Consider the following 16,872-nt stretch of genomic DNA (forward strand, 5'->3'; position numbering starts at 1 on the left):
GACATGAAAACAAATGATATTGTCTATGGCGTCCACGCCGTTACCGAAGCCCTCCTTGCAAACACTGGCAACAAACTCTACCTCCAAGAAGATCTCCGAGGTAAGAATGTTGAGAAAGTCAAGGAACTAGCTACAGAAAAGAAGGTATCCATTTCTTGGACTTCAAAAAAATCCCTCTCTGAGATGACTGAAGGTGCTGTCCACCAAGGTTTTGTTCTACGAGTGTCTGAATTTTCCTATAGCGAATTAGAACACATCCTTGCCAAAGCACGCCAAGAAGAAAATCCACTTCTATTGATTCTGGATGGCTTAACTGACCCTCACAACCTAGGATCCATCCTGAGAACAGCCGATGCGACCAATGTTTCAGGTGTCATCATTCCCAAACACCGTGCTGTCGGAGTTACTCCTGTCGTTGCTAAAACGGCCACAGGTGCTATTGAACACGTTCCGATTGCCCGAGTAACCAACCTCAGTCAAACTCTAGACAAACTCAAGGATGAAGGCTTCTGGACCTTTGGAACAGATATGAACGGTACTCCGTGCCACAAGTGGAATACAAAAGGGAAAATCGCCCTCATCATCGGAAACGAAGGAAAAGGTATCTCTAGCAACATCAAAAAACAGGTTGATGAAATGATTACCATTCCTATGAATGGACATGTTCAAAGCCTCAATGCCAGTGTTGCTGCAGCCATTCTTATGTATGAAGTTTTCCGAAATCGCCTATAAAAGAGGCTGGACAAAAACTAACTTCTAACTAAAAGCACACAGTGATTTTTAAATAACTGATTTGTAGATTGAATTCTTGGACAATTTTGTAAACCCCATGCTCATTAAGATGAATCCAAGTTCTACTACACTGGCCTACTTGTCTCTAACACACACTCTGAGCACGCCAAAAATATTCTCTAATTTGCGAAAAACGAGATCAGTTGCCCTCCTCCATTTGACATAGATACTAGATTCTTCTTCGATATATCATGTGTTCTGAACGAAGTTTCCTAAAGAAATTCTAATACTCAATGAAAATCAAAGAGCAAACTAGGAAGCTAGCCGCAGGCTGGGCTTAAGTACGGCAAGGTGAAGCTGATGCGGTTTGAAGAGATTTTCGAAGAATATAAGTTGTATCATAACAAATTGATTTCTGAGTTCCTTATATAAGAAAATGAGCATATCCAACTGCGAGAATGCTCATTTTTTAGGATTGTATAGGCAAATTTTACATATGTTTCAAACGCTCAATCCGTTCTGAGATAGGTGGGTGGGTATAAAATAGTTTTTGGAATCCTCCCCCTTTTTTGGGATCATTGATATAAAGTGCACTGCTGGCATCATCGACAGGACGACTCATCGGTTTACTATTATCCAACTTACGTAGAGCATTAATCATCCCTTGAGGATTGCGGGTCAACTCGACACTGGAAGCATCAGCTAGAAATTCCCTCTGACGAGAAATAGCTAGTTGCACCAAGGTTGCAGCGAGAGGTGCCAGAACAATAGCTAGTAGTGAAACCACGAGCATAATGATTTCTAAGCCATTTCCATCTCGATCATCGTCACTTCGTCTACGACCTGCGCCACCCCACCACATCATACGACCTGCCATACTAGAAAGCATGGTGATAGCACTAGCGAGAGCGACAGCAATAGTCGAAATACGGATATCGTAATTACGAATATGACTAACCTCATGTCCCATAACAGCTTCTAGCTCCTCGCGATTCATGATAGCAAGGAGACCTGACGTCGCAGCAACCGCCGCATTTTGAGGGTTAGAACCTGTCGCAAAGGCGTTTAAGGCTGGATCATCAATGATGAAAACACGGGGCATAGGAATCTGAGCGACCATAGCCATATCTTCCACTACATGGTAGAGGTCTGGTGCCGTTTGTTCATCAACCTCACGCGCTCCATTCATGGACATGACAATCTCTGTTGATTGAAAAATCATGGACAAGGCATAGATAAAGCCGATAATCAGTGCGATAATCAAACCACCAAGCCCAGATCGCATAAAAAGGTAACCAACCGCATAGCCAACCAGAGCTAAGAGTAGGAAAAATACCAGCAACAAAATCCAGGTTTTTCGTTTATTGCTTGCAATTTGATCAAACAACATTTTAGTCACCTAAACCGCTAAAATCAACTTTAGGAACTGCCTTTTCCTCTTCTGGTGTTTGAAGGAAATCTGCTGCTTTAAATCCAAACATTCCAGCGATAATATTGCTTGGAAAAGTTTCTAATTTTACATTGTAGTTGCTGACAACACTGTTATAAAGTTGACGAGAGTAAGAAATTTTATTTTCTGTGTTTGTCAACTCCTCTTGCAATTTAACAAAGTTGGCACTAGCTTTCAAGTCTGGATAGCTTTCTGCAACTGCAAAAATACCTGAAACTTGACGAGTGAGGGCATCACTAGCTTTCATAGCTTCTGCTGGTGAAGTCGCTGCTGCCACTTGGTTACGCAGTTCTGCCACCTTTTCAAGGGTAGAACCTTCATATTTGGCATAACCTTTTACAGTTTCAATCAAGTTTGGCAAGAGGTCATTTCGACGTTTCAACTGAACATCAATCTGACTCCAAGCCTCCTTTGTTTGCATACGATTCTTAACCAAACCGTTATAGCTAACAATCACAAAAATAACAACAAGAGCCAAAACTCCAAGAATAATCCAAGTCATGATATAAGTCCTTTCTACTTTTAGGTTAGTACCAGTATATCAAATTTTTTATGATTGTGGTAAAATAAGATGATACTAAAGAAGGAAATAACTATGAAACCAGAAACATTTTACAACTTGCTGGCCGAGCAGAATCTTCCACTTTCGGACCAGCAAAAAGAACAATTTGAACGTTATTTTAAGCTCTTGGTCGAGTGGAATGAAAAGATTAATTTAACAGCCATTACGGACAAGGATGAAGTTTATCTCAAACATTTTTACGATTCGATTGCACCTATTCTGCAAGGCTTGATTCCCAATGAAAATATCAAATTGCTTGATATTGGAGCCGGGGCAGGATTTCCTAGTCTACCAATGAAAATCCTCTATCCTCAGTTAGATGTGACCATCATTGATTCTCTCAACAAGCGCATCAACTTCCTCCAACTTTTAGCTCAAGAACTGGATTTGGACGGTGTCCACTTCTACCATGGACGTGCAGAAGACTTTGCCCAAGACAAGAACTTCCGTGCTCAGTATGATTTTGTAACGGCTCGTGCGGTTGCCCGTATGCAAGTCCTATCTGAATTGACAATTCCTTACCTTAAAGTTGGTGGCAAACTATTAGCACTCAAGGCCAGCAATGCGCCTGAGGAGTTACTTGAAGCTAAGAATGCCCTCAACCTCCTTTTTAGTAAAGTCGAAGACAATCTAAGCTACGCCCTACCAAATGGAGATCCGCGTTATATCACAGTGGTAGAAAAGAAAAAAGAAACGCCCAACAAATACCCAAGAAAGGCTGGCATGCCAAATAAACGCCCGCTTTAAATTTTTTAGTAAAAAAATATTTACAAAGTTTGTAATTTCTGCTATACTATCACAAGCAAAGGTTTTTAATGTCATCCCGTGAGGTGACGAAGACGCAGAAATATTTGAAACTCTTTAAAGTCTAGATTTTAAAGAAGTCTTACTCTGAGGGCCTATTGCTGTAAAATAATGGGCTCTTTTTTGATGCCCAAAAGTGAGGTTTATATGAAACAAGAATCAACTGTTGATTTATTACTAGACGTTGACCAACGTCCTTCGGCTGGAAAAGGAATTCTCCTTAGTTTCCAACACGTTTTCGCCATGTTTGGGGCGACTATCTTGGTACCATTGATTTTGGGAATGCCTGTATCTGTTGCCCTTTTTGCTTCAGGTGTTGGAACACTCATCTACATGATTTCAACTGGTTTTAAAGTTCCAGTTTATCTAGGTTCTTCATTTGCCTTTATCACAGCAATGTCACTTGCTATGAAAGAAATGGGTGGTGATGTATCTGCTGCTCAAACAGGGGTTATCTTGACTGGTTTGGTCTATGTCCTTGTGGCTACAAGTGTTCGTTTTGCAGGTACAAAATGGATTGATAAACTCTTGCCACCAATCATCATCGGTCCTATGATCATCGTTATCGGTCTTGGACTTGCAGGTTCAGCAGTTACTAACGCTGGACTTGTAGCGGACGGAAATTGGAAAAATGCTCTTGTAGCGGTTGTTACTTTCTTGATTGCTGCCTTTATCAATACTAAAGGAAAGGGCTTCCTACGAATCATTCCTTTCCTCTTTGCCATTATCGGTGGTTACCTCTTCGCACTAACTCTTGGCTTGGTGGATTTTACACCAGTTCTGAAAGCTAACTGGTTTGAAATTCCTGGTTTCTACTTGCCATTTAGCACTGGTGGTGCCTTTAAAGAATACAATCTTTACTTTGGTCCAGAAACCATCGCCATCTTGCCAATCGCTATCGTAACAATTTCTGAACATATCGGAGACCATACTGTTTTGGGTCAAATCTGTGGCCGTCAATTCTTGAAAGAACCAGGTCTTCATCGTACTCTTCTTGGTGACGGTATCGCAACTTCAGTTTCTGCCTTCCTTGGTGGACCAGCCAATACAACTTACGGAGAAAATACAGGGGTTATCGGTATGACTCGTATCGCTTCTGTCTCAGTTATCCGTAACGCTGCCTTCATCGCAATTGCCCTTAGCTTCCTTGGTAAATTCACTGCCTTGATTTCAACCATTCCAAATGCTGTACTTGGTGGTATGTCTATCCTTCTCTATGGAGTTATCGCAAGTAATGGTTTGAAAGTCTTGATCAAAGAACGTGTAGACTTCAGTCAAATGCGTAACCTAATCATCGCAAGTGCTATGTTGGTACTTGGACTTGGAGGAGCTATCCTTAAACTCGGTCCAGTTACCCTTTCAGGTACTGCCCTATCAGCCATGACAGGAATCATCTTGAACTTGATCTTGCCATACGAAAATAAAGATTAAGAGACTTGACACAGAAAGAGAATGAACAAAAACGAGCTTCTCTTTACTAACCCCAAAAAGTTGCACAAATAATTATTGAAAGGATTTAGTTCTGTACTGCACAGGACTAAGTCCTTTTATAATAAAATGAAGCAAAACAGTACATAATGTGGTATCGTCAATTGAAACAAGGACAAGATAAAAGAGCCTCAAAAAAAGGTATTGCAACTTGGCAATACCTTTTTTGAGGTGCTTTTTGAAAGCCATCAAATGATGACTTTTCAGAGGAAGCAAAAAACTGTTCCCTTTATATTCTAAACATTTAAATGTCTTTTTTAAACAGTTGGTTAAAGAAACCGTCTGTGTTTTTAAGAAGGGCTTTGAATACTTTGGATTTCAAATTCTCAGTATTTGAGTAGTTTCCAGCTTTCTTGAGGTCTTCTGTGACAGCTTTGTCGAATAAGGCTTTCAATTCGTTATAATTGTGAATGGTTTGTCCATCAATTGTAATCTCTGTGAATCCTTTTTCAGCTCTGGCTTTCACATCATGATACCAATGTTTCTTCCAATCTTCAAGGTTTAAGAATTGGTTGTTTGAAACTTTTTTGATAATGAAATCATCACCCAATCTACCCTGGTTTTGTTTATCCGCTTCACCTTGGTATTTACTAGATACATATCCGATAAATCCATTTTCATAGCCAAAGTAACCCCACATACGGAAAGCATTATGTTTGAAGGATAGAGAACCGGGGGCACCTGGACTCGTATTACCACCGTAAATACCCGCCATCATATTAACATTGACATAGGCTGTACCAAAGTCCTCTGGGTGGAAGACTTTATTGCCTGGATTTCCGTGAATGGTCATGAAATTATTATTTACCAAGTCATCGATGGTTTCCAGCTTGGTTGCTTTCTCAGCATCTGTCAAGTCACGCACTTTGTCCCATTGGTGAGGAGCACCTAGTTTATTTCTATCCATAGGTCGACGTGTTTCGCGGTCAATTTTCTTGAACCACTTACTATTGTCACCTTTAACCTTAGGAAGCACAGCTTCAGCTTCTGCATAATCAAGCATCATCATAGCTTCATTGTAGTTCTTCATGTAGTGGTCGATTTGGTCGCGTGTTTGAAGTTTGTCAGGGTCTGGATTATACCACTGGTTTCCATCATTTGGTCGATGGTAGGCCATGTTAATACCTAATGCACCATACTCACCATTTGTTGTTGACTTATCAGGAGTTTGTAACATACCTTGAGCAAAGGCTTCCAAATCCGTACCTTGACGATGGTTATGTCCTCCAAAGTAAGCTACACGGTCATTAATGTGTGTGGTTTCATGTGTGAAGGCAGAAATACCAAACTGGTCAAGCATATTGGTTACCATGAAGTATACTTGCTCATCTTTCCACGGTTTTTCGTAGATTTTTGCCATCGCTCCCATAGCTCCATTAACTTGATGCCAACGGTCAGTCGGGCCGAATAGTTCACGAATAGGAGATACCACGGCTCCACCTTTTCCATAACCTTGACGATTTGCATCTTTAATTCCTGCATAAGATTGATTATCCCAAACAGGTGTTGGCACCATATATTCGCTCTTCAAAAGTTTGTTACGAACACTTGGAAGAGCTAAACGAGACCAGAAATCTAAGTAAGTTTGTTGCGCTTTAGCGACTTCATCAATACGTTTCTTCAATTCCTTACGTTCTTCTTCAGTGTTCTTACCATATTTCTCAAATGAGCTATAAGCCATCGTGTTATAGGTTGAAATCATAAAGATATGGGCTTTCTTCAAGTTGAGCAATGGTAAAATCATACGACCGTGAACGTCATTGTTTAAACCGTCAAATACACGATGTCGCTTATCTTTAAAGGCTTCTGTGCTTGTTTCAGGTTCTACTACATAAACGTTTTTCGCAGAATGAATAAACCAGTCATTCAAATCTTTATCTTCTGTAAACAAACGCATGTTATAGTCTAAGAAGCTACGTAAATCACCTTTACCAGTTGAACCAGCAATCACTTCTTTGTAGGCATCTTGTGTACGATCACCTTTCAAGAAATGCTCTCTTGACCCAATTTGAATCAAACGGTCGATGACACTTGGTGTTTTACCATAAAAATCAGGTTTGAACATCATCATATCCTTGATACTCAAATCACCATATTTGATATCATAGTAACGATTAAGATAAGTTAGACCCATCATGATTTTAGCTTTGTTATCTTCTACTTTCTTGAGTAGCGATTTCATCGCGGCATCATCACCGTTCAATTGATGGTCTTCATTTTCGATCAAGGATTTGACTAACTTATCTAGATTTTGCTTCACTTCGGCAAAACTTTCTTCTAAGTATAGATTACGAATATATCCATCTTTACGAGCATCTGTATTTTCTTCTGCCTTCTTACGTATATCCATTAACGCGCGTACTTCAGCTGAAATTAGGTCAACACTTGAAAGTCTTTCTTTCACATCTGCAATCAGTTTGTCTCGATTTTTAACAACCATATTTGGTGTATAGACAATGTTTTGACCTGCTACATCATATTCTTTTACTTGAGCTACTTTAGAATCAGCTTTAGCGGTAACTACCATTTCTTCTTTAGTGCCATCCGCATAGTGAACCATAATCTTATCAATATCTGATAAGTCCGTCACAAACTGACCATTCTTCATACCTGTTACAGATAACACCTCTTTAGTCATTAGGTTTGAACTTGTAGCCAATCTGTTACCTTGGTTTACAATCCATTCTTTATTGTAGAAGGGCTGTAGTTTCTCAATGTTGTGGTATGCCTGCTCACGCGTTGCGTCATAATCTTGAGTTGTTTTATACTCATTATCACGAGTTGTTAGGTTGTTAAGTCTATTCACAAGAGGATCTGTGATTTCATACTTATCAGCAGTGATATTGAAGGTTGCGATACGTTTATCAGCTTCAGATTGATCTACACCCTGAATTTGTTTTGAACGTTCATATGAAACATTGCCTGACGCAACATCTTTCACATATACATTGTTCTTGAAGTAATGGAATCCAAAGTCTGGGTCGCCCGAATCCACTGAACCGGAACCGTACATGATTTCACCATTGTTTACTTTCATCATGCTGATGTTGTTTTCAACCCATCCCCAATTGTAGTTATCGTGAATGAGTCCACCGCTTTGGTTATTTGTTTTGAGAGTCATGGATCCTTTAACAACGGATTTAGTCAAGTGACCTTTTTGTTTTACATCCATAGGGTTTACACCGTGGTCGATTTTCGCAATCAGTCCACCGAATTTGGCGTTGTTTGCCTTAATATTTGCATCTACATAAGAGCTATCAACATTACTTCGCCAACTTTCGCTGACAAGTCCACCAGACCACCAACCTTTGTTACCCACACTTTCGATTTTACCAATGAAAGCAACATTGCGCATGATGGATTCGTCAAGTTTGTTCACCATACCCGTCACATCATTGTTACCAACAACTTGGCCAGTCACTTTGATATTTTCTATTGTTGAATTCTTAAAGTTTTCACCGAGTGGTGCTGTTCGGTCAGCCCAAGGCATGTTTATGTTTACATTACCCAGATTAATGTCATGGATGTGAGCATTTTCAGCTCTTGCAAATAATGGCCGTGCTAGATTATGGATAGTGAAGTGATTACTTCCATCACTCAATAATTTTCCTTTGAACACATTCGTCACATATGATTTGTTCGGGGTTGGTGTGTTAGTTGCATTTAAGTCAGCCCCAAGTTTAAACTCACCATCAGGTTTTTTCTGCATATCTTCAATGAGTTCTTTGAAGTTGTAATATACATTTCCAACCTTTGGTCGTGGTTTTTCCATGTAATAAACGTACTCATTTCGTATCTTACTTGGATCAGTATGCTGAATAAGGTCAACAGCTCTTGCGGTTACTTTGTAGAGAACTTGGCCAGCCTGATTAATCTCTTCGATTTTATCAACTGCTAAACGAGTCACTTTGTTATCCCGAGAAGTCACTTTGAGATAGTATTTTTCGGTCTCTGTTGGTGTCTCAGTCAGGAAGTCGTTCAATGTTTCTGTTCCATCTTCTTCAACTTTTACAAGATTTGTTGAGGCAATGTTTTTCAACTCAATTTTTTTCAAATCCAAGCGAAGTGGCTTCTCTTCTAATGTTGCAGTCTCTTCTCCCTTACCACGGTCATAGGTCATAGTGGTTTCTATCTTATAGTCCTTGTAGAATTTTAAATCTTCTACCTGCTTATTTAATTGCTCTGAAGTTAAATCTACTGTTTTGACAATTTCATTTCCATCTTTAATTGTCGCAGTAATTTTATTGATCTTGACTCCATCTGCATTAACTAAATGATAAGAAAGATTTGCGGAGCGGTCTAATACATTTGTATCTGTTCGTTCCAAAGTCAAAACGGGAGCTGTTTTTTCTTTAGGCTTTTCTTTTGTACCTTTTACAAGAATTTTAGGCTTCATTTCTTTTAACACAGTTACGGTTTCAACTGGTTCACTGATTTTTTTGCCATGTAACTCTTCATAGCTAGTAACAATTTGACGTTCGCCATCCTCACCAACTTGTTTAACAGAATCATCGCCTATAAATTTGGTAGAATCAGATTCTTCTATAGTCGTTTTAGGAATAGTCTCTGTACGAATGTCAGTGTGTAAAGAAGGCAACTCTTCTCTTTCTGGTGCAACTTCTGAAACTGTAGATATTGGTTCAGTATACTCTGGAATGTCAATAACAGGTGGCTCAATCAAGTTTCCGTTTTCATCTACTCCTGTGGTGCTTACAGGTTCCGTGTATGCTGGTTTTTCATGAACTTCTGGTTCAACAAGATTACCGTCAATTGGAGCTGTATATTCTTGTTTCTCATGAACTTCCGGTTCCCCTTTATCAGTCACAACAGCTTCTGGTAACGCTGGCTGAACTTCTGGTTTCCCTTTATCAGTCACAACAGCTTCTGGTAACGCTGGCTGAACTTCTGGTTTCCCTTTATCAGTCACAACCGCTTCTGGTAATGTTGGTTGAACTTCTGGTTCCCCTTTATCAGTCACAACCGCTTCTGGTAATGCTGGTTGAACCTTAGATTCGCCTTTCTCTGTCACAACTTTGGGTTGCTCAACTGGCGAAACAGTTGATGCCGGAGAAACCGACAAAACAGTTCTATCATCAAGCTCCAGGTAACCAACATATCTGTAACCAGAAATTTGCAACACACCATCACGACCAGACTCATGAATGTTAGTATTCAAATTAAGTGCTGAAGTAGTTGATAGTGTAACTAAACCTGTCGCCCCTACAATCAAAAATGTAGCTATTTTTTTATTTCTCTTATCTTTTGTAATAACTACAACAATACTAGCGATGGTCAATAAACCAAATACAGTCATAATAGATTGAGAACTTCCTGTGTTTGGTAATGCGTCTTTTTCATAAATCAAGGCATATGACTCTTTTGATTCATCAGGAGTACCTGATTTCAGGTGAGCACGTTCATTTTGCGTCAAATTAGCATAATCCAAGTAGTGATATGTGGATGCCCCCACAACTGAGGGTGCAAATAAAAGACTCCCAAGAAATACTGAACCAACAATACCTTTTATTTTCCGAATGGAAAATTTATCTTTTTTTAATAATGACAATTCTAATCCTCTACATTTGCTTTTTATTTCCTAATAGTAAATACTATTTTTTATTACCAAAAATTGAACTTCTAAAATCATCGGTTTGGTCAAGATAAGCTTTAAAAATCGCTCTCTTCAACTTATGAACCGCACTGTCAGTCTCTGGATTATAGTTATCCCAATGAGTTCCTTCTGCATCCTGACGGACAGCAATATCCATTAAACTCTGTAAATCCTCTATCCTACTAGTAGTTTTTCTTGCAAAGGAAGTCCATGGCTGTGTTGTATCATTAAAGGTAACTTTGTTCAATTTATTGAACTTAGTTTGACGCTCTGTATACATAGCTTTTTTAAAATCACTCCAAGTGTGGTATTGTCCATTAAATAATTTCTGAAGTACCAATTTATCTGTCACTAACCCTTTTGTTTTACCATATGAGCTAATCGTTTTATTATTTTCCCTAGCATCGGGTTCAAATTGATTTGAAATATATGGTACCATACCATCTTTAAAGCCTTTAGCAGCTAATAGTTCATATGCCATACGACGTCCCATTAGATCACCAGGCGTTCCGTCATCATTACTTAATGCTGCATAAATCGGCGCAAATAGTTTTATAGTAAAATAGCCATTTCTTTCGTATGTTTTTGACGCATATTCCCTAGACGAAATAATATTATTATCAATCAAATCATTGAATGAACGTAGTTTTTTAGCTTCTTCTACTGTTAGATCTCTGACAACATTTGTTGCATATACGTTATTTCCATCTGGATCCTTGACGAATACATTCTCAATTTTTCTCAGTGCAGTCATTTTCTCTGAATTAGATAAATGTTGAATGATTGATTGTCCTTCAAGATATTCCAACATATAGACAACATCAAACATATTGTGGACATATTGCTTCAAATCATCTGCACTATTAAATCTCGTAGTTGGATCGAGTATTTGTAATCGTTCTCCTTCTTTGCTATCCGATTTTAAATGTTTCAAGATCGAGTTGATGGTGATGGTTGCGTCATTTGGATGGTCTGGTGCTTGCAATAAGCCTTTTGCGAAGAACTCTGGTCCCAAGCCACTTCTTCGACCATAGCCACCAAGGTAGATGTCCTGATCTGAATCGTGCGTCATCTCATGAGTATAAGTAATAGCTCCATCCTTATCTAACATACGATAACCCATATAATAAACGGCGTCACCGGTAGCATAAGCACCGTGTCCATTATGACCAACTTTATTTCCAACAGGACCAAAGAAATGTTTCATTGCAGGATTTGGACTATCAAAATCTGCTACTTCTGTAGCCTTTCCTTCAGTATTATCAGTTCCAAATTTATAGGCATCATAAAGCAAGATATTTCGGTAAAGCTTCTCACGCCCTTCCTTATCTAGAATACGATACCAATAATCATAGTGATCTCGTTGACGCTCTGCTGTTTCGTGAGCACTCTTTTCAACAAAGCTATTCAGATCACCACTTGATTGATGATCTTTATTACGATAGCGATCATAAGCACCAAAACCTAGACTAGAGATAGTTGAAATGACAAATACTGATCTTTCTGGCAAAGTTAGTAGAGGCAGTACCATGTTACGGTATTTCCAGCTGTCGCTAGTGATTCGATCATAGACGCCGATAGAGTACTTGCTACCAGCTTTTTCCTGGTTAGCCCTCACTTCTGGAATATTAGATTTTTCTTCAACGATTAAGGCTTTTGTCTGAGATTTAAACCAGTCATTGTTGCTTGTGTTTGGTAGAAAGACTTTTCGATAATTTTCAAGCGTGTTAAATAAATCTTTCGTTCCATAATGGCTAGCTAAACTAATAGCATAGGTATCAACGTTGTTCTTGGCAAGAAGATTATTAAATCCTGATTTACCTAACTCTATTAAGGTATCTAACGGAGAAGCATTTCCTTTGCCAAAGAAATCTAGATGGTACATTACAAGGTCTTTTGCACTCACTTTATCATAACTAAAGTTATACCAGCGTTCTAGGTAGCTCATACCAAGTAGTAAAGCTTCCTTGTTACGCTTGATTTTATCTATAATATAACCCGTCATCACTTGATTGTTTTCCACTAGAGCAGCATCCGCAGACAAGAGTTTTTTTAGACTTTCTTCAAGATGATCCTTCGTTTTAGCAAACTGGTCTTCTAGATATAGCTCGGTTAACTTAACTTCTGGAGAAATACCGAGTGTCTTTCTGATAGCCTCTGAGTGGTAGGACACCTGCTGCAATTCAGGTAAGACTTGCTTGATGATAGAGGTTTGGTCATACAAGAATTGGTTAGGAGTATAGAGAAGACCTGTATCTCCTAGGCTATATTCTGCTAGCTTGGCAAAATCAGTCTGATACTTGAGATCAAGCTTCTCAGATGAATGGTCCTTGTAGTGAAGCAAGAGTTTGTTTGCAGTCTGTTTGTTAGAAACAATATCTGTGATTACTTGATTATCCTTCATCATAACTGCAGACAAGAGTTCTTTTTGATATAAGAGACTATTCTCCTTGACCAGATTTCCGTATTTGACAATGGTTGCTTTATTGTAGAAAGGTAGCAATTTTTCAATGTTCTTATAGGCTAAAACGCGCTTATCTTGATAATTTGCTACCTTAGAAAAATCACTTTCTTTATTGCCACTTGTTGAAAGGGGCTCCACTGTTGGTGGGGTGAGAGGATTGATTTCTGCTTTCTTGCTTGCAATTTGAGAATCATCTAGCATCTTTCCTCTTTCTTCAAAGGATTCCTTGCTGACGACTTCATCATTTTCCAAGGCAACTTTGATAACTCTATTAGCTTTATTGCTGAATGTAGCTGTCACCTTCATATTGTTATAGTGGTAAGCGGTGATGGCGTTCCCGTTTGTTACATTGACATCGCTAAGAACATTGGTCAAGCTTCCAGCATGCTGTTCCTTACCAGAAGTTCGATCCCATAAATAGCCTGCTACACCAGCGACTTCTCCGAACTGTTTGACATTATTAATATCTCCCTCAGCATAACTATCACGGACATGTGCATCATTGTCCACAAGTCCCACAAGACCACCGACAGTCTGATCTGAACTATTTGCATTTGATGAAATGGCTATTGTAGCTTTGGATTTAGCAATAGACGCGTTTTCACCTGTCAAATGTCCAACCAAGCCACCAATATTGTAGGTAGCAGTTGTTTCATAGGTATTAATAATCCTTCCCTTGAAACTACTGTCAGTGATGGTTGATTGTTCGGACTTGGCAAGCAATCCACCAATACCACGTTCCCCAGCTAAGACACCGTCGACATGAACCTGGTTAATTTTTGTCCCATTTTTAGCTTCATTTGCCAGTGAACCGATATCATTCTTTCCTGAAATAGAGACATTTTTCAGGCTCAGTTTTTCTACTGTAGCATTACTTAAGTTGTTAAATAAAGGTTTTTTCAAATTATAGATAGCATAATGTTTGCCATCTTTTTCGCCAATCAACCTACCAGTAAAGTTGCCCTTAATATAAGACTTCGCATCAGACTCCAGTTCCATTTCGTTAGCATTCAAGCTAGCTGATAAATAATAGGTTCCACCAAGATTTTGGTTGATGGCATGAACTAGATTACTAAAGGAAGTAAAGTTTGTCGTTTCCTCTGTAGTCTTCTTAGCTAAATAGAAACTGAAATTTTCAACATATTTATGGTCTATCTCCTGCTGGAGTTTATCAACTCTCGCTGTAATTTTATAAAATGTGCGTCCATCTTTTAACTCCTCGGATATCGATGCAACCGGAAGGTAAACATCTTTAAACGCAGAAGATTTTACCTTTACAAAATAAGTATCTGGATTACTTGGAACACTGTCCAAAGAAACATGTTGTTTGTAAGTTCCATTCGTTTGATGACTATACAATTCAATATCAGAAACATTTCTTAATTCAAGTGTTTTTTCTGGATCTGTTTCTTTCGGCTTCTCAACGGGAGTTTCAGGTTTTAGTTGCTCAATATTCCCCTTGTATTCAGGAAGTGGATCTACCTGTTCTGGTTCTACTATTGCTCCGGCCTGTGGACCTGTGTATTCTGGTAGGGGGGCAATCTGCTCTGGTTCAACAATAGCCCCAGCCTGTACGCCTGTGTATTCTGGTAGGGGGGCTACCTGCTCTGGTTCGACAATAGCTCCAGCTTGTGGGCCTGTGTATTCTGGTAGGGGGGCTACTTGTTCTGGTTCTACTATTGCTCCGGCTTGCACTCCTGTGTATTCTTTCGGTGCTTCTACCTTCTCTGGTTCTACTATCGCTCCAGCTTGTACTCCTGTATATTCTGGTAGGGGGGCTACTTGTTCTGGTTCTACTATTGCTCCGGCTTGCACTCCTGTGTATTCCTTCGGTGCTTCTACCTTCTCTGGTTCTACTATCGCTCCAGCCTGAACTCCTGTATATTCTGGAAGCGGTGCTACCTGTTCAGGTTCTCCTTTATCACTTACCACAGTATCTGGCGACTCTGGTTGAACCTCAGTCTCACCTTTGTCAGTCACAACCGCTTCCGGTAGCTCTGGTTGGACTGCTGGTTCGCCTTTTTCAGTTACAACTGCTTCGGGTAACGCTGGCTGAACTTCTGGTTCACCCTTGTCTGTAACAACTGCTTCGGGTAACTCTGGTTGGATTGCAGGTTCAACTACTGCCCCTGCCTGTGGACCTGTGTATTCTGGTAGTGGTGCTACCTGCTCTGGTTCAACAATAGCTCCGGCTTGTGGTCCTTTATATTCTGGAAGCGGTGCCACCTGTTCAGGTTCTCTTTTATCACTTACCACAGTATCTGGCGACTCTGGTTGAACCTCAGTCTCACCTTTGTCGGTCACAACCGCTTCCGGTAGCTCTGGTTGGACTGCTGGTTCGCCTTTTTCAGTTACAACAGCTTCGGGTAACGCTGGTTGGACTTCTGGTACACCTTTATCTGTTACAACTGCTTCTGGCAACTCTGGTTGGACTGCTGGCTCACCTTTGTCGGTTACTACAGCTGCTGGTAGTTCAGGCTGAATTGCGGGTTCAACAATAGCTCCAGACTGTACTTCCTTATGTTCTGCACCAGTCTCAGGTTGTTCCTTTATAACTTGAGCTTTTTTAGTACCTTTTTCGACTATTCTTGTAACAGGCGCACTCATTGAAGTTGAAACAATTTCTCGTGAAACCTCTTCCTTGTTTACAGAGAATATTCTGACGATTTCAACTTTCTTACCTAATTTACCTTCTTGTTTTACTCTTACAGTTCCTTCAGCTAAATCAGGATTTTCTTGAATTTCTTCTTGAAAATCTATTTTTGTCTCTATAGTTTCGTCACGATATAAGAGTTCAGGTTTATTCAACTGGCCTGATAGAACTTCATCCTGTGGATTTAATGTATTTACCCCAGTCTTTTCTTTTGGAGAAACCTTCTCGTCTTTTTTCGTTTCTAGATTCTTATGTTCTGCTAATTGTTCTTGCGAATCTGAAGATTGTTTCTCTTCTTTTCTTGGATTCGTTAATTCTGTAGAAAGAGGTTTTTCAACTACTTGAACTTCTGTCGGCTTAGTTGAAGAAACAGGTGTTTGTTCCTGAATAGCTTGTACTGTTGATGGATTCTCTACAAAATTCGGTGTAACATTATAATCCACCTTTTGTTGTTTTGTAGGAGTGGCAACTGAACTCTTTTGATTACTTACTTCAGAATCAGAAGTAGTTTTTCCCTCTTTGATATATCCAATATATGTGTAACCTGAAATGTCTTTAGGAAGAGGCAATTTTTCTCCAGAGGTCAATTCATAGTCCGTATTGTAATTCAGTAAAAGATTATTTTCTAAAGCATGAGCCGATACAAGAACACCATTTCCTATTCCTGCAACCAATACTAAATGTAACACTGTTTTATTCTTAATTTTTTTCTTAGAAACGGCAAAAATTAAAATCCCCAGAGTAGCTAAGCTAGCACCAGCAACTAGGGTTTGCATATCATTCTTACTTCCAGTGTTGGGTAAATCTCCCAGTTGATTTTGGGAATTTAACTTATAAACAAGATAATAAGTCTCATCATCATTCTCCACGTATGTCGGAATATCATAAACGAGCTGATTCTTTTCTTCTGATGATAGCTCTGAATCTGTCACATATTTATAGTGAACTCCCGCAGTTTCCTGAGCATCCACAGATGAACTAGCTAATACAGACATAAAAAATAAACTCGAAATCGTCGCAGATACAAGTCCTACTGATAATTTTCTAAATGAAAAACGTTCTTGTTTTTCACCAAAATACTTTTCCATTATTCCTCCTTGAAATACAA

General features: G+C 39.3%; 7 protein-coding genes. 3 read left to right on the top strand and 4 right to left on the bottom strand.

The annotated features are described in order from the left end of the window. Nucleotides 1-3 precede the first annotated feature (3 nt). Complete coding sequence (rlmB, locus tag CYK16_RS04660; protein WP_000855761.1) at nt 4-732, top strand: 23S rRNA (guanosine(2251)-2'-O)-methyltransferase RlmB; 729 nt, start codon at nt 4-6, stop codon at nt 730-732. 490 nt (nt 733-1,222) lie between these two features. Here rlmB and htpX read toward each other — a convergent pair whose 3' ends face one another. Together htpX and CYK16_RS04675 are read right to left on the bottom strand one after the other, a co-directional pair. Next, nucleotides 1,223-2,122: a zinc metalloprotease HtpX gene (gene htpX / locus CYK16_RS04670; protein WP_101776723.1), complete on the bottom strand. Its 900-nt coding sequence runs from the start codon at nt 2,120-2,122 to the stop codon at nt 1,223-1,225. A gap of 1 nt (nt 2,123) precedes the next feature. After that, a complete protein-coding gene (locus CYK16_RS04675; protein ID WP_000219846.1) occupies nt 2,124-2,684 on the bottom strand; it encodes a LemA family protein in 561 nt (186 codons plus the stop codon). A gap of 93 nt (nt 2,685-2,777) precedes the next feature. Between CYK16_RS04675 and rsmG the strand changes: the two genes are divergently transcribed. Then, a complete protein-coding gene (gene rsmG / locus CYK16_RS04680) occupies nt 2,778-3,491 on the top strand; it encodes a 16S rRNA (guanine(527)-N(7))-methyltransferase RsmG (protein ID WP_101776724.1) in 714 nt (237 codons plus the stop codon). 204 nt (nt 3,492-3,695) lie between these two features. After that, complete coding sequence (locus CYK16_RS04685; protein ID WP_180948741.1) at nt 3,696-4,979, top strand: uracil-xanthine permease family protein; 1,284 nt, start codon at nt 3,696-3,698, stop codon at nt 4,977-4,979. A 301-nt stretch (nt 4,980-5,280) separates the two neighbouring features. Here the strand turns inward: CYK16_RS04685 and CYK16_RS04695 are convergent, their stop codons facing one another. Together CYK16_RS04695 and CYK16_RS04700 are read right to left on the bottom strand one after the other, a co-directional pair. After that, nucleotides 5,281-10,602 carry an SIALI-17 repeat-containing surface protein gene (locus CYK16_RS04695; RefSeq protein ID WP_101776727.1) on the bottom strand — a complete coding sequence of 1,774 codons (5,322 nt, stop codon included), beginning with the start codon at nt 10,600-10,602 and terminating at the stop codon, nt 5,281-5,283. Nucleotides 10,603-10,645: 43 nt separating this feature from the next. Next, nucleotides 10,646-16,852: a ZmpA/ZmpB/ZmpC family metallo-endopeptidase gene (locus CYK16_RS04700; RefSeq protein ID WP_101776728.1), complete on the bottom strand. Its 6,207-nt coding sequence runs from the start codon at nt 16,850-16,852 to the stop codon at nt 10,646-10,648. Nucleotides 16,853-16,872: the final 20 nt, after the last annotated feature.

Origin of the sequence: Streptococcus oralis subsp. dentisani, assembly GCF_002860905.1 — a bacterium.
In the GTDB taxonomy this organism is placed as follows: Bacteria; Bacillota; Bacilli; order Lactobacillales; family Streptococcaceae; genus Streptococcus; species Streptococcus oralis_BA.

What these genes read in the sequence shown, in the direction of transcription:
- CYK16_RS04675 (WP_000219846.1), bottom strand. Translation starts at nt 2,684, where the DNA reads ATGACTTGGATTATTCTTGGAGTTTTGGCTCTTGTTGTTATTTTTGTG.
- rlmB (WP_000855761.1), top strand. Translation starts at nt 4, where the DNA reads ATGAAAACAAATGATATTGTCTATGGCGTCCACGCCGTTACCGAAGCC.
- CYK16_RS04700 (WP_101776728.1), bottom strand. Translation starts at nt 16,852, where the DNA reads ATGGAAAAGTATTTTGGTGAAAAACAAGAACGTTTTTCATTTAGAAAA.
- rsmG (WP_101776724.1), top strand. Translation starts at nt 2,778, where the DNA reads ATGAAACCAGAAACATTTTACAACTTGCTGGCCGAGCAGAATCTTCCA.
- CYK16_RS04685 (WP_180948741.1), top strand. Translation starts at nt 3,696, where the DNA reads ATGAAACAAGAATCAACTGTTGATTTATTACTAGACGTTGACCAACGT.
- htpX (WP_101776723.1), bottom strand. Translation starts at nt 2,122, where the DNA reads ATGTTGTTTGATCAAATTGCAAGCAATAAACGAAAAACCTGGATTTTG.